At 67.5% G+C, this 19,704-nt stretch carries 17 protein-coding genes and 1 pseudogene; 9 read left to right on the plus strand and 9 right to left on the minus strand.

All coding sequences use genetic code 11. The features are described 5' to 3' along the window. Positions 1 to 639: 639 nt before the first annotated feature. Positions 640 to 1,728 (minus strand): redox-regulated ATPase YchF, encoded by a 1,089-nt coding sequence (ychF, locus tag ACQP1K_RS24120; RefSeq protein ID WP_433497967.1) that lies wholly within the window; start codon positions 1,726 to 1,728, stop codon positions 640 to 642. Positions 1,729 to 1,859: 131 nt separating this feature from the next. Here ychF and ACQP1K_RS24125 point away from each other — a divergent pair, with 131 nt between their 5' ends. Together ACQP1K_RS24125 and ACQP1K_RS24130 are read left to right on the plus strand one after the other, a co-directional pair. Further along, positions 1,860 to 3,173 carry a DNA recombination protein RmuC gene (locus tag ACQP1K_RS24125; RefSeq protein ID WP_433497968.1) on the plus strand — a complete coding sequence of 438 codons (1,314 nt, stop codon included), beginning with the start codon at positions 1,860 to 1,862 and terminating at the stop codon, positions 3,171 to 3,173. Positions 3,174 to 3,183: 10 nt separating this feature from the next. Continuing rightward, positions 3,184 to 3,744 (plus strand): DUF6542 domain-containing protein, encoded by a 561-nt coding sequence (locus ACQP1K_RS24130; protein ID WP_433497969.1) that lies wholly within the window; start codon positions 3,184 to 3,186, stop codon positions 3,742 to 3,744. A gap of 16 nt (positions 3,745 to 3,760) precedes the next feature. On the opposite strand, the gene ACQP1K_RS24135 is transcribed toward ACQP1K_RS24130, so the two are convergent. Then, complete coding sequence (locus ACQP1K_RS24135; protein WP_433497970.1) at positions 3,761 to 4,726, minus strand: 4-hydroxy-3-methylbut-2-enyl diphosphate reductase; 966 nt, start codon at positions 4,724 to 4,726, stop codon at positions 3,761 to 3,763. 212 nt (positions 4,727 to 4,938) lie between these two features. Between ACQP1K_RS24135 and ACQP1K_RS24140 the strand changes: the two genes are divergently transcribed. Continuing rightward, positions 4,939 to 5,982, plus strand: coding sequence for a hypothetical protein (locus ACQP1K_RS24140; protein ID WP_433497971.1), 1,044 nt, complete (start codon positions 4,939 to 4,941; stop codon positions 5,980 to 5,982). Between the two features lie 117 nt (positions 5,983 to 6,099). Further along, positions 6,100 to 7,305, plus strand: coding sequence for an exodeoxyribonuclease VII large subunit (xseA, locus tag ACQP1K_RS24145; protein ID WP_433497972.1), 1,206 nt, complete (start codon positions 6,100 to 6,102; stop codon positions 7,303 to 7,305). A 309-nt stretch (positions 7,306 to 7,614) separates the two neighbouring features. Here the strand turns inward: xseA and asnB are convergent, their stop codons facing one another. Next, complete coding sequence (asnB, locus tag ACQP1K_RS24150; protein ID WP_433497973.1) at positions 7,615 to 9,516, minus strand: asparagine synthase (glutamine-hydrolyzing); 1,902 nt, start codon at positions 9,514 to 9,516, stop codon at positions 7,615 to 7,617. A gap of 53 nt (positions 9,517 to 9,569) precedes the next feature. Between asnB and ACQP1K_RS24155 the strand changes: the two genes are divergently transcribed. Then, positions 9,570 to 9,914: an exodeoxyribonuclease VII small subunit gene (locus tag ACQP1K_RS24155; protein WP_433497974.1), complete on the plus strand. Its 345-nt coding sequence runs from the start codon at positions 9,570 to 9,572 to the stop codon at positions 9,912 to 9,914. 17 nt (positions 9,915 to 9,931) lie between these two features. Here the strand turns inward: ACQP1K_RS24155 and ACQP1K_RS24160 are convergent, their stop codons facing one another. After that, complete coding sequence (locus ACQP1K_RS24160; RefSeq protein WP_433497975.1) at positions 9,932 to 10,483, minus strand: DUF4245 domain-containing protein; 552 nt, start codon at positions 10,481 to 10,483, stop codon at positions 9,932 to 9,934. Between the two features lie 52 nt (positions 10,484 to 10,535). Continuing rightward, positions 10,536 to 11,174, minus strand: a complete 639-nt coding sequence (locus ACQP1K_RS24165) for a TetR/AcrR family transcriptional regulator (protein ID WP_433497976.1) — start codon at positions 11,172 to 11,174, stop codon at positions 10,536 to 10,538. Positions 11,175 to 11,372: 198 nt separating this feature from the next. Between ACQP1K_RS24165 and glpX the strand changes: the two genes are divergently transcribed. Next, the gene (gene glpX, locus ACQP1K_RS24170) at positions 11,373 to 12,401 is read left to right on the plus strand and encodes a class II fructose-bisphosphatase (RefSeq protein ID WP_433497977.1); all 1,029 of its coding nucleotides are present in this window, start codon (positions 11,373 to 11,375) and stop codon (positions 12,399 to 12,401) included. A gap of 101 nt (positions 12,402 to 12,502) precedes the next feature. Here glpX and ACQP1K_RS24175 read toward each other — a convergent pair whose 3' ends face one another. Then, the gene (locus ACQP1K_RS24175; RefSeq protein WP_433497978.1) at positions 12,503 to 13,150 is read right to left on the minus strand and encodes a DUF1707 SHOCT-like domain-containing protein; all 648 of its coding nucleotides are present in this window, start codon (positions 13,148 to 13,150) and stop codon (positions 12,503 to 12,505) included. Positions 13,151 to 13,451: 301 nt separating this feature from the next. Further along, positions 13,452 to 14,387 carry a cyclase family protein gene (locus ACQP1K_RS24180; protein ID WP_433497979.1) on the minus strand — a complete coding sequence of 312 codons (936 nt, stop codon included), beginning with the start codon at positions 14,385 to 14,387 and terminating at the stop codon, positions 13,452 to 13,454. A 109-nt stretch (positions 14,388 to 14,496) separates the two neighbouring features. Here ACQP1K_RS24180 and ACQP1K_RS24185 point away from each other — a divergent pair, with 109 nt between their 5' ends. From ACQP1K_RS24185 to ACQP1K_RS24195, 3 genes are all read left to right on the plus strand, one after another. Beyond that, positions 14,497 to 15,291, plus strand: coding sequence for an SDR family NAD(P)-dependent oxidoreductase (locus tag ACQP1K_RS24185; RefSeq protein WP_433497980.1), 795 nt, complete (start codon positions 14,497 to 14,499; stop codon positions 15,289 to 15,291). 157 nt (positions 15,292 to 15,448) lie between these two features. Next, the gene (locus tag ACQP1K_RS24190) at positions 15,449 to 16,867 is read left to right on the plus strand and encodes an amidase (protein ID WP_433497981.1); all 1,419 of its coding nucleotides are present in this window, start codon (positions 15,449 to 15,451) and stop codon (positions 16,865 to 16,867) included. A 60-nt stretch (positions 16,868 to 16,927) separates the two neighbouring features. Beyond that, a complete protein-coding gene (locus ACQP1K_RS24195) occupies positions 16,928 to 17,572 on the plus strand; it encodes a GntR family transcriptional regulator (protein WP_433497982.1) in 645 nt (214 codons plus the stop codon). Positions 17,573 to 17,606: 34 nt separating this feature from the next. Here the strand turns inward: ACQP1K_RS24195 and ACQP1K_RS24200 are convergent. Next, positions 17,607 to 17,881 (minus strand): annotated as a pseudogene (locus tag ACQP1K_RS24200) (transposase family protein); the annotation flags it as partial. Positions 17,882 to 18,092: 211 nt separating this feature from the next. Then, the gene (locus tag ACQP1K_RS24205; protein WP_433497983.1) at positions 18,093 to 19,679 is read right to left on the minus strand and encodes an N-acyl-D-amino-acid deacylase family protein; all 1,587 of its coding nucleotides are present in this window, start codon (positions 19,677 to 19,679) and stop codon (positions 18,093 to 18,095) included. Positions 19,680 to 19,704 lie beyond the last annotated feature (25 nt).

The following is a 19,704-nucleotide window of genomic DNA, read 5'->3' on the forward strand; positions in this document are numbered from 1 at the left end:
CCGGATCTTGAGAGGAGACTTCCCGGACGCACAAGCAGGCGCGATCTTGGCGATCATGCGGCAGCCGAAGCCTTGACCAGAAGACCGCGCCCGCCCCGACCGCTTCCACCTGCTGGACGCGCGGGCGCGCACAACATGTCGAGGCGATCGCCGCCGAGGTCATGGCGCGGCGCCGTCACCTCACGCCGGGAGATCCCATGAGGGTCGGCGAGAACCTGAACACGGCGCTGCTCACCCGGGAGGCCGGACCCCTACGTACGGGAGAAACAGGCATCCTGCGCCCTCCGCATCCCCGCGAGGTGAACGCGCTGGACGTACGACCTCACGGGGACGGAGCGGAAGAGCCATACCCGTCGGTAATCGGTCAGGACGGGCATCAAGACCTTTCCCCCGATGACATGGATCCATACCAGGATGAACCCAAGGGGTCCATTGGTAGGAAACCTTCCTTATGTCAAGATCATCGTCGCCCAGCGGGTGAAGGGGGCACGACGACGTACCGATGTCGCGGACCAGGAAGAACACGGCCGTGCTGCCGCCGTCGGCCCCGAGGACGCCGGGTAATCGGCCGGGGGCGAACCAGGCGGTAAAAGCCGGACCGCCGAGCAGGATCAGCGTCGCAGGGCGAACAGCGCCGATTCAGACGTTGAAGCGGAACTCGACCACGTCGCCGTCGCGCATGATGTAGTCCTTACCCTCGATCCTCGCCTTGCCGGCAGCCCGTGCCGCCGCCATGGAGCCGGCCTCCACGAGTTCGTCGAACGAGATGACCTCGGCCTTGATGAACCCGCGCTGGAAGTCGGTGTGGATGACGCCCGCCGCCTCCGGCGCCGTGGCGCCCTTGCGGATCGTCCAGGCGCGAGCCTCCTTGGGCCCCGCCGTCAGGTATGTCTGCAGGCCGAGCGTCTCGAACCCGACCCTGGCGAGCTGGACCAGGCCCGACTCCTCCTGGCCGACCGACTGCAGCAGCTCCAGCGCCTCGTCGTCGGGCAGCTCGACCAGCTCAGACTCGATCTTGGCGTCGAGGAACACCGCCTCGGCGGGGGCGACGACCTGTGACAGCTTGGCCCGCAGCTCGGTGTCGGTCAGCTCGTCGGCGTCGAGGTTGAACACGTACAGGAACGGCTTCGCCGTGAGGAGATGCAGCTCGCGCAGGTCCGTGAGATCGATCCCGGCGTCCTTGGCCCCGGCGTACAACGTCGTACCGGTGTCGAGCAGCTTCGCCGCCGCCTCGACGACCTCCACGAAGGCCCTCCGGTCCTTGTTGCTCTTGGCTTCCTTCTGCAGCCGCGGCAGCGCCTTCTCGATCGTCTGCAGATCGGCGAGGATCAGCTCTGTGTTGATCGTCTCGATGTCGCGCTCGGGTGCCACCCCGCCGTCGACGTGCGTGACGTCGGGATCGGAGAAGACCCGGATGACCTGGCAGATCGCGTCGGTCTCCCGGATGTTGGCGAGGAACTTGTTGCCTCGCCCCTGTCCTTCCGATGCGCCCTTGACCAGCCCGGCGATGTCCACGAACTCCACCTTGGCCGGAAGGATCCGCGCGGAGCCGAAGATCCCCGCGAGCTTCTCCAGCCGCTCGTCGGGAACGCCGACGATCCCCACGTTGGGTTCGATGGTGGCGAACGGATAGTTCGCCGCCAGGGCGTTGCCGCTCTTGGTCAAGGCGTTGAAAAGCGTGGACTTGCCGACGTTGGGCAGGCCGACGATGCCGATGCTCAGGCTCACGTAGGCCGAGTTTACGGGCCTGGGCGGGTGAGCCGGACATCAGCCGAGCGGAACCGCTTCCCCCTGTCCGGTCAAGGGCCTGTGGCGCGCCTCCCCCGCCACCAGGGCCTTGCCTGAAATCATGCCAAACCGTGGATGTCGTGGCTCTCTTACTGGGACTCGCCGTCGGCGCCGTCGCGGGGCTCGTGATCGGCGTGATCCTCGCGCGGGCCAGAGGCGCCCGGCAGGCGGCCGAGGCCGCGATAGGGATCGCGCAGGCGCAGGCGCGGGCGCGGGCCGCCGAGGACAAGGTCGCCTATGTGGAGAACCAGCTGTCCGAGCGGTTCCAGGCCATCTCCGCCCGCGTGCTCGACGTCAACAACCTGCGCTTCCTCGAACTCGCCGAGAACCGGCTGAACACCACCAGGGCCGAGGCCGCCGGCGATCTCGACCAGCGCAGGCAGGCGGTGGAGAACCTGGTCACACCGCTCAGGGAGACGCTCGCCAAGGTCGAGCAGCAGCTCCGGGAGAGCGAGTCCGGCACCCGGGCCGCCCGCGCCGAGCTGACCCAGCAGATGGAGTTCGTACGGCGCAGCTCCGACGAACTCAGGGCGCAGACGGCCGCGCTCGTACGGGCCCTGCAGCGGCCGGAGGCACGCGGCCGGTGGGGCGAGCTCCAGCTTCGCCGGGTCGCGGAGATCGCGGGCATGGCCCGGTTCTGCGACTTCGACGAACAGGTGACCGCGGCGACCGGCGAGGGGGCGATCCGCCCCGACATGGTCGTACGGCTCAGCGGTGGCAAGAACATCGTCGTCGACTCCAAGGTGTCGCTGGCCGCCTATCTGGAGGCCGCCGAAACCGACGATCCAGGTTTCGCCGCCAGGCGTCTGGACGCGCACGCCCGTCATCTGCGCGAGCACGTCGACCGGCTGGCCGCCAAGTCCTACTGGCAGGCCTTCAGCCCGACGCCCGAGTTCGTCGTGCTGTTCATCCCCGGCGAGGCGTTCCTCGCGCCGGCGCTCGAGCGTGACCCCGGGCTCCTGGAGCACGCCATGAAGAGGCGCGTCCACATCGCCACACCGACCACTCTGATCACCATGCTGCGTACCGCCCAGTACGCCTGGCGGCAGGCCGCGATCAGCGAGAACGCCAAGGCCGTCTTCGATCTCGGCAAAGAACTGTACGAGCGGCTGGGCGGACTCGGCCGCCACGTGGAGGACCTCGGCAGAGCGCTGTCGAAGACCGTCGCGACCTACAACCGGACCGTGGGGTCGCTCGAAAGCCGGGTGCTGGTCAGCGCGCGCAAGCTGAGCGACCTCGATCTCGTGGACCTCCCGCTCGAAGCGCCGAGCCCCATCGAAGACGTCCCCAGGCCGGTGTCGATGCCCGAGCTTGAAGGTGAAGAGGAGGTAAGTCCGCCTCCTTTCCCTCGGCACAACGGTAAATTGACGCGAGACTTGTCGTAAGGGGGCTCCGATGGCAGGCGCCGATCGAGCAGGGCTCAAGTTGACCGCCCGGGGAGCGATCGTCCTGCTCTTTGTGATCACGCTGGTGGGTCAGGCCGTCCTGCCGAGCGGTCTCGGCTTCGTCGCCGGGTGTCTCGCGGCCGCCCTGCTGGTGCGGCCGCGCGACCTGCTGCCGCTCGTGGTCACTCCCCCGCTGGTCTTCTTCGTCGCGGCGCTGCTCGTCGAGGGCGTCGGCTCGCTCGTCTCGGGCTCCATCCCGCGGACGCTGGGCGTGGGACTGTTCACCGCGCTCTCGTCCGGCGCACCGTGGCTGTTCGCCGGGACCGCGCTGACCCTGGTCATCGCGTGGCGGCGTGGGCTGCCGGCCATCGTGCGCGAACTGCGCGGCGGCCTCGGACCCACCAGGCCGGACGCCAGGCCCGGCACGGCCGACACCCCTGGCACGGGCGGTGCCAGGGGTGTCGGCCGTATGGGCTCCCGTCAGCGGCGCGGCCGCGCCGCGGTCTTCGACCCGGAGCCTGAGGGCTACTTCGAACCCCGCCTGTACGGCAAGGCCGCCGACGAGCGGTGACGGAGAAGCGCGGCGGCTATCCGGCGCGCAGATCCCGGCGCAGCTCGTGCGGAAGGGCGAAGCGCATGCTCTCCTTCACGGTCTCCACCTCCTGCACGTCGGCGAAGCCGAGCGTGGCCAGCTTCGCCAGCACCCCTTCGACCAGTTCCTCGGGGACCGAGGCGCCGCTGGTGACGCCGACCGTGGTCACGCCCTCCAGCCACTCTTCGCGTACGAAGGAGGCGTCGTCGACCAGGTAGGCGGCCTCGGCTCCGTAGTCCTTCGCCACCTCGACCAGGCGCTTGGAGTTCGACGAGTTCGCCGAGCCGACCACGACGACCAGCTCGGACTCCGCCGCGATCTGCTTCACGGCGGCCTGGCGGTTGGACGTGGCATAGCAGATGTCGTCGCTCGGCGGATCGATCAGGTTGGGGAAGCGCTCGCGCAGCCGGGCGACGGTCTCGGTGGTCTCGTCGACCGACAGCGTCGTCTGTGAGAGCCAGACGACCTTCTCCGGGTCGCGTACGGTGACCCCGGTCACCCCGTCGAAGCCGTCGACGAGCTGGATGTGGTCCGGCGCCTCGCCGGCGGTGCCCTCGACCTCCTCGTGCCCGTCATGGCCGATGAGCAGGATGTCGTAGTCCTTGGCCGCGAACCTCTTGGCCTCGTTGTGAACCTTGGTGACCAGCGGGCACGTCGCGTCGATCGTCTTGAGTCGCCTCGCCGCCGCCTCCTCGTGGACGCTCGGCGCCACGCCGTGGGCGGAGAAGACCACGATCGCGCCCTCGGGGACGGCCTCTGTCTCCTCTACGAAGATCGCACCCTTCGCCTCGAGCGTCTTCACGACGTGGGTGTTGTGCACGATCTGCTTGCGTACGTAAATCGGCGCGCCGTACCGCTCCAGCGCCTTCTCGACGGTCTCCACCGCACGGTCCACGCCAGCGCAGTAGCCACGCGGTTTGGCGACGAGTACCCGGCGGGTCGTGGGGGTCTGTGCGTCCATGTTCCTATGCTAGGTGGAACGCCAGCCGCCTCTTGACCCCAGGGAGTGTCCGACACGTTCCCTGGCCAGGTCGCGTTTCGGAAAACACCCCCAGCTGCGCGTGGCCCTGACGGCGCCTCGCTCGCCACCACGGCAGCCGGGTCAGCGTTTTTGAAACACTCCCGGGTCTTGGGACACTGGATAACCGAGAGCAGATCTCCCCAGGAGCCGCTATGTCCGTCCTTAAAGCCATTACCACTAAGGCCAAGGACCTACCTGTACTCGTCTTCCAGACGGCCCTTCAGGGGGCGGGAAGGGCGCTGCAGTTCGGCGACCGTGTCCGGCTCACCGTCAAGCGCCTGACCGGTGGCGAGGGCCCCGGCGGCGAGCAGTCCGCCGAGGCCCCGGCCACGACAGCACAGTCCACCACCACGGCACAGCCGGCGGCGGAGACGGCCGAGACGAGGCCGAAGCGCCCCGAGCCGGTCATCTACGCGCCCCGTCCCTCGAAGACGGAGCCCGAGGCCGAGCGGAAGACCGAGGCCGAGGAGCCCGAGAAGGCCGGGAAGACCGAGGCCGAGGACGTCAAGGAGGCCGAGAAGGCCGAGAAGCCGGCGCCCGAGCCGGTCGCACCGACCGATGTCGAAACCGAAGCGGCCGTCGAGACGCCGGCCCCGGCGGCTGAGGCCGAAGCCGCGGCGCCCGAGGCGGCTTCGGCGCCTGAGGCCGCGACCGAGGCGCCGAAACCGGTGGCTGAGACCGCGACCGACGTACCGAAACCGGCGGCTGAGGAGACCGTCACCGAGACCACCGCCGCCCAGACCACCGCCACCCAGACCACCGCCGCCCAGACCACCGCCACCCAGACCACCGCCACCGGGACCACGGACACGGCCACGGAACCCGCCGCCGAAAGCGCGGCTCCGGCGGAACCGGCTCGTGCCCCGCGTGAGAAGAAGGCCGCCGAGCCCGCCGAGCAGGCCGAGCCGGCTGCCACCGCCGAGCCGGTCGAGGCCACCAAGGCCACGAAGGCGACCAAGCCGGCCGCCAAGAAGACGGCCGAGCCCGCCAAGCCGGCGGAAGCGGCGGCCACCGCTTCCGACGAGCCGATGCCGAACTACAACTCGCTGACGATCCCCTCGCTGCGTGCGCGGCTCCGCGGCAAGTCGCTGGAGCAGGTGCAGGCGCTGCTCGACTACGAGCAGGCGAACCTGAACCGGCCGGAGGTGGTCCGGCTGTTCCAGAACCGCGTTTCGAAGATCCAGTCCGGGGCGTGACCCGCGGGTCCTCGCGCCTGACCACCGGAATGTCGGTGTGAGTGGTTAGTGTGCGGGTGCGGACCGGCGGAGGCGCGACGCGCGCCGCCGGGCCGCACCAGCACGCGAGGAGGCAACGTGAGCGCCAAGACGTCACCGGAGTCACCGCTGCCGATCCGGTCGGTCCTGCAGATGGTCGCGCAGTGGATCGGCAAGCTCGGCACGGTTTGGGTGGAGGGGCAGATCACCGAGCTGACCGCGCGGGGCGGCACGGTGTTCCTGACCCTGCGCGACCCGGTGGCCAACGTCTCGGCCAGGATCACGTGTACGCGTGCGGTCTACGAGACGAGCGTCCCGCGTCCGGTCGACGGCGCCCGGGTCGTCATGCACGTCAAGCCGGATTTCTGGGTCAACAAGGGGTCTTTCGCCTTCACCGCCCTGGAGATCCGGCCGGTCGGCATCGGCGAACTGCTGGCCCGGCTCGAACGGCTGCGTCAGGTGCTGGCCGCCGAGGGCCTGTTCAACGTCGACCGCAAGCGGCGGCTGCCGTTCCTGCCGGGCACGGTGGGGTTGATCTGCGGACGCGACTCGGCGGCCGAGCGCGACGTCCTGGAGAACGCCCGGCGGCGCTGGCCCGCCGTCCGCTTCAAGGTGGAGACCGTTGCGGTGCAGGGGTCGTACGCCGTGGGAGAGGTGACCGAGGCGCTGCGCCGGCTCGACGGCGACCACGAGGTGGACGTCATCGTGATCGCGCGAGGCGGCGGCTCCCTGGAGGATCTCCTGCCGTTCTCCGACGAAGCGCTGGTGCGTGCCGTCGCGGCCTGCCGCACGCCTGTGGTCAGCGCGATCGGCCACGAGCAGGACACCCCGCTGCTCGACCTCGTGGCCGACGTGCGGGCCTCTACGCCGACCGACGCGGCCAAGAAGGTCGTCCCGGACGTGGGCGAGCAGTTGGCGCTGGTCCGCCAGCTGAGGGACCGGGGCCGCCGGGTCGTACGCGGCTGGATCGAGCGTGAGCTCTCCTGGCTCGGCTCGGTCCGCTCGCGGCCCTCGCTCGCCGATCCGGTGCGTGAACTCGACCGCCGGGCCGAGCAGGTCGACGCGCTGCGCGACCGGTCACGACGCTGTCTGACCTCCTCGCTGGACCGCTCGGCCGACTCTCTGGAGCACCTCCGCGCCCGCCTGGTCGCGCTGTCGCCCGCCGCCACGCTGGAGCGCGGCTACGCCATCGCACAGCGGCCCTCGGGCGAGGTCGTACGGCTGGCCGCCGACGTGAAGCCCGGTGACGAGCTCACGATCCGCTTCTCCGACGACCGCATCGGCGTCACCGCCACCCCGTCGTGACCCCCCACCCCCGGCGTGACCCCCCACCCCCGGCGTGATCTTGCAATTACTCGCAGGCTTCCCATCTGACCTGCGGTTCCACCCTCGCTGATCTTGCAGAAACTCTCTCGATCACACTCTGACCCGCACATCCACCTTCCGTGATCTTGCACTCTCTACTGCAAGATCACGAAAGACGAATATGCAGGTGGGGGCACATCCTCGCCAGTTTCTGCAAGATCACGGAGAGGATCTGCCCAGCTCACAGCGGACGTGTGCGAGAATTCGCAAGATCACGGCGGAGGCAAGATCACGGCGGAGGGTTAGAGACTAGAGGGCGAGGCGGGTGCCGTAGTCCTCCAACCAGGCGTTGAACTGCAGAAGACCCTCGATCGCCGACCGGGCTCCCTGGAAACTGACCGCACCCACGGGCTGGTCGAGCACGTCGCGGATCTTCCTCGTGTCCACCAGCGGCGCAGCGGCGAAGTCGCCGCCCGCGATCAGGTCGGCCAGCTCGGTGCGCAGCGCCTGCTCGTATGCCGGGTCCTGGGTCGAGGGGTAGGGAACCTTGCGGCGCTCGACCACCGAGCGCGGCAGCACGTCCCCCACCGCGGCGCGCAGCAGGCTTTTCTCCCGTCCGTCGAAGGTCTTCATCGCCCACGGCGTGTTGAAGACGTACTGCACGAGCCGGTGGTCGCAGAACGGCACCCGCACCTCCAGGCCGACGGCCATGCTCATCCGGTCCTTGCGGTCGAGCAGGATCTGTACGAACCGGGTGAGGTGCAGGTAGCCGATCTCCCTCATCCGCTTCTCCAGGCCGGTCTCGCCCGGAAGCCGCGGCACCTCGGCCAGTGCCTGCTGATAACCGTCGGCCCGGTAGGCGGGCAGGTCGATCTTGCGCAGCAGGTGCTCGTCGAGGAAGCGGCCCCGCGTCGACTGCTCGGCTATGCCCGGGATGGCGAGCCAGGGGAAGGTGTCGGCGTTGACGGCGGCCGGCTCGTGGAACCAGCGGTATCCACCGAACACCTCGTCGGCCGACTCCCCCGACAACGCCACCGTCGAGTGGCAGCGGATCGCCTTGAACAGCAGGTACAGCGAGGTGTCCAGGTCGCCGAGGCCCAGCGGCAGGTCGCGGGCCCGCAGCGCGGCGGCCCGCACATCACGGTCCATCAGGTCGGCCGAGTTCAGCACGATGTCACGGTGATCGGAGCCGACGTGACGTACGACGTCCTGGACGTACGGGGTGTCGGGGGTGTCGCGCATGTCGTCGGGCTGGAAGTTCTCCGCGTATCCGGTGAAGTCCACGGAGAACGACCGGACCCTTCCCCAGTCCTTCAGCGCGCGGGCGGCGAGCGCGGTCACCGCGCTGGAGTCGAGGCCGCCGGAGAGCAGCGTGCACAGGGGTACGTCGGAGATGAGCTGGCGGGCGATGATGTCGTCGAGCAGCCCGCGGACGGTACGTATGGTCGTGGGCAGGTCATCGGTGTGCTCGCGGGCCTCCAGCCGCCAGTAGCGGTGCCCGCCGACGCCCTCCCGGCGCACCCGGACGATATGACCGGGGCGCACCTCGTGCATGCCCCGGAAGACCGCGTGCTGCGGTGTCTTCACGAAGGCCAGCAGCTCACGCAGGCCGTCGGCGTCGACGACCCGTTCCGCGAGCGGATTGGCGAGGATGGCCTTGGGCTCCGAGCCGAACAGCACCCCCTGCGGCGTCGGGTAGTAGTAGAGCGGTTTGATGCCCATCCGATCGCGGACCAGCAGCAGCTCCTCGCGCCTGGCGTCCCAGATCGCGAACGCGTACATGCCGTTGAGGTGCTCGACGAGGTCCTCGCCCCACTCCAGGTACGCCTCCAGCACGACCTCGGTGTCGCTCTGGGTGCGGAAACCATGGCCGAGCCCGATGAGCTCGGTGCGCAGTTCCCGGAAGTTGTAGACCTCCCCGCTGTAGGTCAACGCGGCCACGGTCTCGCCGTCCCGCTCGACGAGCATGGGCTGTCTCCCGCCTTCGACGTCGATGACGGCCAGTCGCCGGTGGCCGAACGCGACGTGCCGACCGAACCAGGTCTCCCCGGCGTCGGGTCCCCGGCACGCCATCGTGTCCGTCATGGCCTGCACCGTCTCCTGCTCCAACCGGAGATCTCGCCCGTAGTCGACCCAGCCGCTGATGCCACACATACCGCCGCCCCCGTCGATGTACCGCCACATCCGTACGGAACCCAGCAAACGGAACATACATACCCAAAGGGGACATCCTTAAGGGTGGGCACTCCACTACGAGCAGCGATATGTCGGCGGCGGCATCTATCGTGGGGGCCGTGGCCCAGGAAACGAGCACGACGAAGAGCACGACGAAGAGCGGCGCCGGAAACACGGCGAAGCAGGATTCTCAGCAGTTTTCGGCGGAGCAGACCCCGTCGTACGAGCAGGCGCGCGAGGAGCTCACCGAGGTGGTGCGCCGCCTGGAGACCGGCGGGCTGACGCTCGAGCAGTCCATCGAACTATGGGAGCGCGGCGAGCGGTTGGCCGCCATCTGCGAGGAGTGGCTTCAGGGAGCGCGCGCGAAGCTGGCGACCGCGATCGCCCAGCGACAGGAACCCCAGCGGAACGGCCCGGCGGACGCCCCCTTCTGACAGCGCCGGCAGGTCTGTCAGGACGTGGCCGAGACGGTCGCGGCGGGCCTGGGCTGCGCGACCAGCGACTCTGCGAGAGCGGTGAGCTCCGCCCAGTCGGCGGTACCCGTGACGACGACGGTGCGATCGGGGAGGATCCGCACCAGCGACCGCTGGTTCTTGTCCTGCCGGATCCGCTCCTGCCAGGTCTCTCCGTTGATATCGCGGCTTCCGGTGGCCTTGTCGGTGTTGGCCATCCGGTTGGCGAAGTCATCGAGCGGCCGCTCGTCGCTCTGCGCCAGCATCGCGTGCTGCCGCTGCGCGGTGGCGAAGCCCAGCCGCCAGGTCACGGCGCCGCCCTCGTCGGTGAGGGTCGAGCTGTTCGGCACCCAGTCCGGCAGCACCTCACGCGGCGACACGATCTCGTACGTCGCGGCCCTCGCGGCGTTGGCCTGGTCGATCGAGTAGTTCACCCGGGGAATGTGCTCGGTCCGGCTCTGCGGTGTGACGAGCAGAAAAAGCCCGGCGCCGGCGAGGCAGACGAGCACCGCGAACACGTAGCCGTAAATGCCCTGAGTGAACCGTCCCACACGAGCGAGACTACCGGTCATCCGGGCAGGTGGCCGTACCAGCTCCGGGGGTTCAGGGGCGCCGGATACCGCCGATGAGAACAAGCGCCTCCTCGACCACCCGACGGGCCGCCACCGGATCCTCCGAGAGCGTCACCTCCTGCACGACGGCCGCCAGTGCTCCCGTCACGACGACGACCAGAGCGTCCTCGTGCTCGAAGAGCGCGGCCGTCCGCCTGGCCCACTCTCGCAACCGGTCGCGCATGGTGACCTCGAAACCGGGCGGGGCGTCCCCCCTGAGGAACAGCGCGGCCAGATCACGTTCCTCGAGACAGCCCTCCAGATAGGCGCGGGCTCCCGCCAGGAACAGCGGCATCGGATCCGTCTCCCCCGCGGCACGGGCGACCCGGACCGCGTCACCGGTCCGCTGCGTCTGCCGCTGCTGGAACTCGTCGAACAGCGTGAGGTAGAGATCCGCCTTGCCGGAGAAATGGTGATAGAGGCTGCCGACGCTGGCCTCGGCCCGGCGCACCACGTCGGTCACCCCGGCCTCGGCGAACCCCCGGGTGACGAACACCTCCCTGGCCGCCTCCAGGAGCGCGACCCGCGTGGCCGCACCCCGGGTGGCCATGCCGTGATCCGACGGGCGAGCCGCCGCCGCGCCGTGGTCCGGCTCGCGCGCCGTCGCCGTCTGCTCCATGTCGCCGCTCATGTCGGCGAAGGATATCCCGGCCTGTCAGATCCCGAGCGATCCGGCGGCAAATGGTCTCCGACCAGCGACAACAGGTTCAGACCAATCGGACAAAAAACACTTAAAGAACTACGATCACTAATTGTCCTGATCCGCCGAGACGACATAAAGACCGGCATGAAGGGCACGAGATAGTGAATCTGACTTTTAAGGGGATCGATGTCTGATCACGTTCCGGCCCCGCTGGCGACCGGCGAGCACGCACCAGACCGCAACCTGGCTCTCGAGCTGGTCCGGGTGACCGAGGCGGCCGCGATGGCCGCCGCCCGCTGGGTGGGCCGCGGTGACAAGAACGGGGCGGACGGCGCCGCCGTCAACGCGATGCGGCAGCTCATCAACACGGTCTCCATGAACGGCTCAGTGGTGATCGGTGAGGGCGAGAAGGACAACGCCCCGATGCTCTACAACGGCGAGGACGTCGGCGACGGCACCGGCGCCGACTGCGACGTGGCGGTCGACCCGATCGACGGGACCCGGCTGTGCGCGCTCGGCATGCACAACGCGATCTCCGTCATCGCGGTCGCCGAACGCGGTTCGATGTACGACCCGTCCGCCGTGTTCTACATGGAGAAGCTCGTGACGGGCCGGCAGGCCGCCGACAAGGTCGACATCGAGGCGCCGGTCGGCGACAACATCAGGGCGGTCGCCAGGGCCAAGGGCGCCAAGCCGTCCGACGTGACCGTGGTCATCCTCGACCGCCCCCGGCACGAGAGCATCGTCAAGGAGATCAGGGAGACCGGTGCGAGGATCAGGTTCATCACCGACGGCGACGTTGCCGGAGCGATCATGGCGGCCCGCCACGGGACCGGTGTCGACCTGATGCTCGGGATCGGCGGAACCCCGGAGGGCATCATCGCGGCGTGCGCCATGAAGTGCATGGGCGGTGTCATCCAGGGCAAGCTGTGGCCGCGCGACGACGACGAGCGCCGCCGGGCCACCGACGCCGGGCTCGACCTGAAGCAGGTGCTGACCACCGATGACCTGGTCCGCTCCGACGACGTCTTCTTCGCGGCCACCGGAATCACCGACGGCGAGCTGATGCACGGCGTACGCTTCCAGGCCGGCGCCGCCGTCACGCACTCCCTGGTCATGCGTGGCCGGTCCGGAACGATCCGAAAGATCGAAAGCGAGCACCAGCTCTGGAAGCTGGGCGCCTACAGCGCCATCAACTTCGACACCGCCGTCTGAGCCACACCACCGTCCGAGCCACGCCACCGTCCGAAAGCGCCGCCGGGGAGTGTCGGAAAGCGCCGCGCGCAGCCGGGCGTGATCGATCGTTCAGACGCTCCCTAACGCCGGAAGAAGCCCTTACGCGGTCGTTTCGGGGAGCGGGCCACCACCTTGCCGGCGAAGACGAAGCCCGCCAGTTCGATGACGGGGGCGTCCTGGGCGTGATCGGTCGCACCCGGCGGGAGCCGTACCTCGTTCTTGACCGAGCCCACGCGGGCCGAGGGCGCGGTCACGATCCGTACGCCCTCGGGCACGATCAGCGTGACCGTGCCGGCCAGCACGGCCAGCTGGACCACGACCCGGCGCGAGCGCAGCAGGGCCTCGCACAGATCCATGGTCACCTTTCCACCCAGGGAGGTGACCGGCACCTCGGCCGGCACGACCCATCGGCCGGTACGGCTCTCGCTGCGGAACAGGGCCGTGACGGGCCGGTTGTCCATCTGGAACGGCTGGCCCTCCGGAGGCAGCAGATCGACGGTGAGCCGGGCCAGCTCGCCCAGCGTCCGGGCGGCCCATGCCTGATCGACCCGTTCCCCGTGCTCGTCGAGGGAGAGCCGGCCGTCGGCGGCCGCCTCGGTCAGCACGGCGATCACCCGTTCCCGGTCCCGGTCCGACGCGCGCAGCTCGCCCGGGTCCGGGGCGCCGGACGCCCGCGGCGTCAGGAACGCGGAAATCCACTTGCTCGCCTGGGACTGGAACTCGCTCACGGTATCGAGCGTAAACGGACCCGCCGAAGAACGCATTGACCTGCCGAGCCGGGAAATTTGATCTGGCGAGAGAAAAGCGGGACGGCCCGACGTGGACGAGTTCGTCGCCACCCCCGACCCCGACTACACTCCGGATCGTGCAGAGCCCGTTGAGGCATGTCAACATGGCCCGCTCGGTTAGAGCACAGGACCGCCCCCGGGCCTCGGAGCCGGTTGGGCGGCACATTCCGACCGCGTTCTGGCGACGCGATGAATCCACCGGCTCGTCCGCTCACGCCAGGACGGTCCCTGGCGATCATGGCTACAGCGGTGTGGAGCGCTTGATGGGGAAGGCGACGGGGCGAACCGGTGTGCCTGTCGCGCCCCGTAGTTTGAGACCGGCCGCAACCAGTCCGAACTCGTAGACGCGGTCGGCGGCCAGCGCCTCGAGATCCGCGACCTCCATGATCGCGACTCCCGCCTCCGCCAGGAGGAAGCAGTGCACAGGGTTCCAATGCACTTCGTCGTCGTGCGGCGTGTACTCGATGCTCGCGGCATCGATGCCCACCATCATCACGCCACGACGCGCGAGATACTGCGCTCCGCCCAGATCGAGACCAGGATTGGCGGTCAGATACCGTTGTGGATCGGGCCAGGCTCGCATGCGACCGGTACGGATGAGGACAACGTCACCGCGCCGGACATCCACCTGGTGCAGGTCCAGCGCCGCATCGAGGTCACGATCCCCAATGGGGTGGCCCGGCGGCAACTCGTCCACACCGTGTAACGCTGCGATATCGAGGAGGATGCCGCGAGCCACGATAGGCGGATGCCGATCCGCGCCGGCCCGTGTCCATCCACGACTGCCAAGATGATCCCGCGCAGTGAACCCGTTGTAGATGGTATCGCCGTATCCAAAGTGGTTGAGCGCGTCGATGTGGGTGCCGGTATGGGTATACATCGATAGCGCATCCCCCGAGTACGCCACCATCTCGTTCTGTTCGGCTGGGGCGCCGGGGGCGTTATCCACCCGGGTGCCCTCTGGCGTATGCGTCATCCACACCTGGTAAGGCTGGTCGCCCGCCGCGACCCACGAGGGCATGCCCACGAAGTAGTCCACAGCGAGGTCGTAGGGGGCGGCGCCGTCGATGCGGGACATGATGGCCTCCCGCGACGCCGGCGTCATCAGGTTGAGCATACCGATCTCGTCGGCCGACCCGAACGGGCTACGGGAGACGCGCCCCGCGCGCTCGCCCACTGACTCCAGCGCAAGCGCGACGACGTCATCGTGACACAAGCGTTCTCACCCCTCCAGGCTGCATTGCCGCGGGTTTTACTATAGTATAGCGTTAGCAACAACGTGACACATGATGACGCCCGGAAAGGCCGATATGTCACACTCGATGCAGGGCCGCGTCGCGGTCATCACCGGCGGTGCCAGCGGTATCGGCCGTGCCCTGGCCGGCAGCTACGCTGAAGTCGGTGTGCGATCGGTGATCGGCTACTACCCCGCCGATCCGCACGATCCAGCGGAGACGGTCGATTTGGTCACGCGCCACGGCGGCCAGTGCGCCGCCATTGCGTGCGATGTCCGCTCCAGTGCAGACTGCGAGGCCCTCATCGCACATGCCATGTCACAGTTCGGCCGTGTCGACTATGTGATCGCGAATGCCGGGATCCTGCGTCGAAGCCCCATCGGTGACATGACCGACCAGGAATGGTCCGAGGTGCTCGGAACGGACCTCGGCGGAGTGATGCGCATCGTCCGCGCCGCCCTACCACACCTCTCCTCCGGCGCCAGCCTCGTCGCGGTCTCATCGATCAGCGGCGGCATCTACGGCTGGCGCGAACGGAGTCACTACACTGCGGCGAAGGCGGGCATCATCGGCTTTGTCCGCAGCATGGCGGATGAACTGGCTTCACGCGGGATCCGAGCGAACACGGTGATCCCCGGTCTGGTGGCAACACCGCAATCCCTGGCACTGGACAACTTGGGACCTGAAGGTCTCAGGGCTGCGGCGGAGGGCGTACCGCTGGGCCGGGCAGCCCAGCCGGATGAGGTCGCACGGGTGATCCGGTTCCTCACCAGCCCGGACGCCTCCTACATCACCGGTGCGGAACTGCGCGTCGATGGCGGGCTCACGATTCGGCAGAACACATGACCCAATCCAACACCGATCACCGAGGTACGACAATCGAGTTGGAGCGCGAACTGCAGTGCCGATTGCACGAACTCGCCGACACACTGCGCACCTTGCTCGCGGCATCGGGGCGACCCGGCGAGCCTGTCGTCCCCGCACCGCCATGGTGACCGCGCCGATGCCGGAGTCGCTGGCCACCTTGCGCCGTCGGCTCGATGACGGATCGATGTCGGCGGTCGAGCTGATGGACGACGCGCTCGATCGCGTGGCGCATCTCGATCCCCAGGTCGGCGCGTTCATCAGCATCGACGGCGAAAACGCGCGACGCGCCGCGCAGAAGGCCGATATCCAACGAGCGACCGGGAATGCGGTACCGCCATTGCACGGCATCCCCATCGCGATCAAGGACAACATGGATGTCGCCGGCCGGACCACGACGATGGGAGCCCATCGCGCGTTCCACCACCTCGCCACGGAGGATGCGGTTGCGGTAGCGTCGCTGCGCCGGGCCGGGGCCATTGTGCTCGGAAAGACGAATCTGCACGAGTTCGCCTGGGGCGCGACCACCGAGAACGAGGTCTTCGGCATCACTCGCAACCCTTGGGATCCGACACGCAATGCCCACGGATCCAGTGGCGGTTCGGCGGTGGCAGTTTCCGCAGGCATGGTGCCGCTCGCCATCGGCACCGATACCGGCGGCTCGATTCGGAATCCCGCTGCCGTGACCGGCATCACCGGACTGCGCCCGACACACGGTCTGATCGACCTCAGCGGCACCTTTCCGGTCGCGTGGACGATGGACACCGTCGGTCCCTTGGCACGCACCGCGGAAGACTGCGATCTGGCGCTGACGATCATGGCCAGGGACCCGGTACCCGCACCGACGCCACGTCCGGGCGGATGGCGAATCGGCTACGATCCCCGGCTGTGCGCCGCCGGAGTCGAAGCCGACGTCCGCCGCAGATGCGAACAAGCACTGGACGACATGTCGGCACAGGGCATCACCGTTGTCGAAATGGACCTCGGCGACCTGAACGGGCACTACGAAGCATGGCTCATCACGCAGACGGTAGAGTCAGCCGTCGTGCACCGGGAATGGATGCAACTGCACGCGAGCAAATACTCCACCGATGTCTGGGCGCAACTGAGAGCCGGAGCATGCGCTCGTGCCGATGACTATTTGGTAGCGCAGCAGCATCGGCATGTACTGCGCCACCGCGCCCTTGCGCATCTGGCCGGAGTCGATGCACTGGCCATGCCCAGCGCCGCCCGCACCGCCGCACCGGTGGGCCGCGACAGTTCTGACCTTGCACGTACCCGTTTCGCCTTGACACGCGATCCAGCGGTCTTCACATCACTGGCCAGCTCACTGGGATTTCCCGCCGTTTCACTGCCCTGCGGATTCGTCGACGGACTACCGATCGGACTGCAACTGGTCGGTGCTCCGTTCACCGACCGGATCCTGCTTGGGATAGGCATGCACTATCAGCAGGTGACGTCATGGCACAATGCCACGCCACCGCTGCTCACGCACCTTCCGGGGGATGAAGCAGATTCGCTACAGTCGTATGACAATTCGCCGAAGAACGCTATTTAGTCCCTGCTAAACGCGAATTGGAGGAATGATTTGGCCAGTCGCCTTCCCCTCGTGGACCGCATGTACGAACTGCTCCTGCAGCAACTTATGGACGGCACGCGGCAGCCGAGTGATCCGTTGAACATCAGTGCCTTATCAAAAGAATTCAACGTCAGCCAGACTCCACTCCGCGAAGCACTGGCACGTCTGGAGCACTCCGGGTTGGTGCATCGGGAAGCATTGAAAGGCTATTTCGTAGCCGCCCCTTTCACCCTCGACGAGATTGTCAAATTGACCGAAACCCGACTCCTCCTGGAACCGGCGATCGCGCGGGAAGCCGCACTGCGCCGGACCCCCGAATTCATCAAAGATCTGGAAGCCACCGTGGTACTCCTGGCCGATGTCGCCAATGGTGCCGACTCGTCGACCACCGCCTTCAGTCAATACTGGAGCGCCGACGACCGCTTCCACAATCTCATCGCCATGCAATCCGGCAATCCGTTCCTGCAGCGCACCTATGAGTTCCTCAGCGCACAGGTCCAACGTTTTCGATTGTTCAGCAAAATGGGCAATACAGGCGCGGGAGCCGCCGCCGAAGAACATCGCCGAGTGCTCATCGCCCTAGCGAGCGGCGACGGTGACGCAGCCGCCGAAGCCATGCGGGAGCACGTCGAGCTGGCCTGCCAACGCGCCCTCCGCCGTGCGGACAGTGCCGATGCCGAGTAGGCGGCAACGTCGCGTGACTCGTCGTGATCTCCGTTCATGTGGTGCGGCCGTGCTCGATCTGGAGCAGAACGAGGGCTGGGCGGGCGATCCGGGTGATCGTCATGGGGTCGAGGCCGACCCGCCGCAGATCTTGAGCGTGACCTTCACCAGTGCGTTCGCGCGCTCGGCGACGCCGTGGACACCTCGGATCACCGCGCTGAACACCTGGTCGGGTTCGGTGAGCCGGCCGCCCTTGGGCTTCTTGACCGGGTGGCGAAACCCATCGCCGAAGTTTTCGTAGCCCAGATCGGTCAGGGTAGGGACGCCGACACGAGCTGCAACGCCGCGGACGTTGAGGACGGCGGTGCAGGTGATACCGGAGGACACGTGGAGCCCTTGCCGTACGGAGCCGGATCTTCGTAAACCCTTTCCCACCAGGGCTCCACGCCTTTCCGTCACCGGGCCCCTACCCCCAGTGCCCGGCGCTCCCCTTCAATCGGGACATGATCACCAGCGTGCCGGTCATGTTGCGGAGAAGACCTCAGTCTGTGCCGAAGCGCAGAGCCCGCCCAGCCAACACACCGGTGGGCACGCCATCGCTGAGCACCCGCTGACCGTCGATGAAGACATGACAGATACCCTCCGACTCCCGTCGGGGGTGAGCATGCGTGGCCCGGGCGCGCACTCGTTGTGGGTCGAACACGGTGACATCGGCAACGAAACCGTCACAGATCTGCCCTCTACGTCGCAGGCCTAAACGCTGCGCCGGCAACGACGTGAACCTGCGAATGGCATCCGGAAGAGTGAACATATCGTCCTCCCGGCAGAATTCACCCAGGATACGCGGAAAACTACCGAATGATCGCGGACTGGGCCGATCCCCCAAGTACATCGAATCGGTGCCGATCATTCCTAGACGATGAGTGATGAATGCCTGCATACGATTTCCGATGAGCGGCCCAGGGGCCAGAACCTCAGCCACCTTCAGGTCTTCTTCGATCAATAGATCGAACAGCGCATCGACGACATCCACATCTCGATATCGTGCGATCTCACCCAACGTCCAGCTTTCGAAGCGGGCATTCTCCCCACCATCGAGGTATCCGACAGCCACATAATCGAGCTGAGTCCGCCACATATCGTCAGAATCCTCGGCCAACTCGGCTTTGAAACGACGGCGGGATTGCGGGTCGGCGAGACGGCGGATCGTCGCCTCGGGCCCCCCACTCTGCATCCACTGCGGCAGATATCCAATGGCACGTGTTCCGGTCCACTCGTAAGGGTAGAGGTCGAACGAAACATCGATGCCCTGGCCGTGCGTGTCGTCCAGCAGATCAATCAGCGGTTTGACGCCGTCGAGCACATGTCCGGGGGTGTACAGATGCGTCATATGGAGGCGGCAGTCCGAGTCACGTGCGATCTCGATGGCTTCGCGGAAGGGGTCGAGGTGGCGGTCCCCGAGCCAGTACCGGACATGGGTGTGATACATGCCGCCAAGCTCTGCGACCTCCTCGCACAGCGACACGAGTTCCGCAGTCGAGGCGTAGCTGCCTGGCGGATAGTCCAGCCCCGACGACAGGCCGAACGCCCCCTGTGCCATAGCCTCACGCAGGATCCGGCGCATCCGGACGATCTCATTGGTGTCCGCTGCCCGCTCGTCCCACCCGACCACCTCGGCTCGGAGCGTCGCATTGCCCACCATCATGGCGACATTGACCCCGACCCCCCGGTCGAACCGCGACAGATAGCTGTCCACGGACGACCATTCGTAGTCGAGGTCGGGGAGGCCATCGAGGCCGGCGTTCATCCGTACCAGGCTGAGCAGATTGTCGCGATCGGCGAACGGCGCATACGAAAAGCCGTCCACCCCGATGACCTCGGTGGTGACGCCCTGAGTGAGCTTCGGGGCGTGCTGGGGATCGTCCAACAGCGTCAACCCTGTATGGGAGTGCATGTCGATGAATCCCGGCGCCACGACGAGGCCGGTGACATCGATCACGTCGACATCAGTGATCCGCTCAGTGCCGCGAATGATGCGGATGCCACCATCACCGAGCAGGACGGACGCTCGATAACCGGGACTTCCGGTTCCGTCGACCACCGTTCCCCCGGTCAGCAGATATGCCATAGCGGCCTCACCGGTCCCTTCGCCG

Source organism: Sphaerimonospora sp. CA-214678 (assembly GCF_050942215.1).
Taxonomy (GTDB): Bacteria; Actinomycetota; Actinomycetes; order Streptosporangiales; family Streptosporangiaceae; genus Sphaerimonospora.